The organism is Mesorhizobium album, assembly GCF_033977205.1.
In the GTDB taxonomy this organism is placed as follows: domain Bacteria; phylum Pseudomonadota; class Alphaproteobacteria; order Rhizobiales; family Rhizobiaceae; genus Mesorhizobium; species Mesorhizobium album.
The window spans coordinates 1-893 of sequence record NZ_JAVIIW010000144.1 but is presented as its reverse complement, the minus strand read 5'-3'; the positions used below and the strand labels follow the sequence as shown (position 1 = coordinate 893).

The window sequence follows — 893 nt, the reverse complement described above, 5'->3', positions numbered from 1 at the left end:
AGCTGTCCGCGACTTGGTGCGAGCCCGCGAAGCCGCAGCCGACGACCTGCGCCGCAAACGCCAGCAGCTACTTTCCTTCCTCCTGCGCCACGGGCGGATCTACGAGAACGGCGGTCATTGGACGTTGGCGCACCGGCGCTGGCTTGCCCGCCAGAGCTTCGAGCATACCGCGCAGCAGATCGTGTTCCAGGAGAAGATCGACGCGATCGAGGCCGCGGCTCAGCGACTACACCGCCTGGACGAGCAGTTGCGCGCCGTCGTGCCAACCTGGTCCATGGCGCGGGTCGTCGAGGCCTATCAGGCCATGCGCGGCGCTTCGTTCCTGGTCGCAGTGATCTTCGCGGCCGAGATTGGGGATGTGCGTCGCTTCGATACGCCGCCGCAGTTGATGGCCTTTCTCGGCCTCGTCCCGGGGGAGCGTTCGACCGGTGACACGGTTCGCCGGTCGAGCCTTACGCTCGCCGGCAATCGACGCGCCCGCCGCGCCCTCAGCATGGACTTATCGCTATCCTGCCAGGGTCAGCGAGGCCCTGAGGGCCCGGCTTGAGGGGCTGCCCAAGGCTGTCCGCGATATTGCCTGGAAGGGGCAAGTGCGGCTCTGCGCCCGCTATCGTCGCCTCAGCGCCGCCGGCAAGAAGCCGCCGGTGGTCGTGGCTGCGATCGCACGCGAGATGGCCGCCTTCTTGTGGGCCATCGGCCGTGAGGTCGCGCCGTCATAGCCGGTCTCGACCCAACCTGCTGCGCAGTGCTGGGGGTGGGGCCACGGTGGGGAACTCCCGTCGCTAGACGTTATGACCGTGGTCTGAGCGGCGGCCCGCCCTTAGTCTTTGCAGCTGTTAAGCAAACGGGGGTTGCTTCGGGGAGTGCCCGAGCCGAGCCCCAAGCGAAGAAAG

General features: G+C 67.5%; 1 pseudogene. It reads left to right on the top strand.

From position 1 onward, the window contains the following. Positions 1-719 (top strand): annotated as a pseudogene (locus tag RFN28_RS34640) (transposase); the annotation flags it as partial. Positions 720-893: the final 174 nt, after the last annotated feature.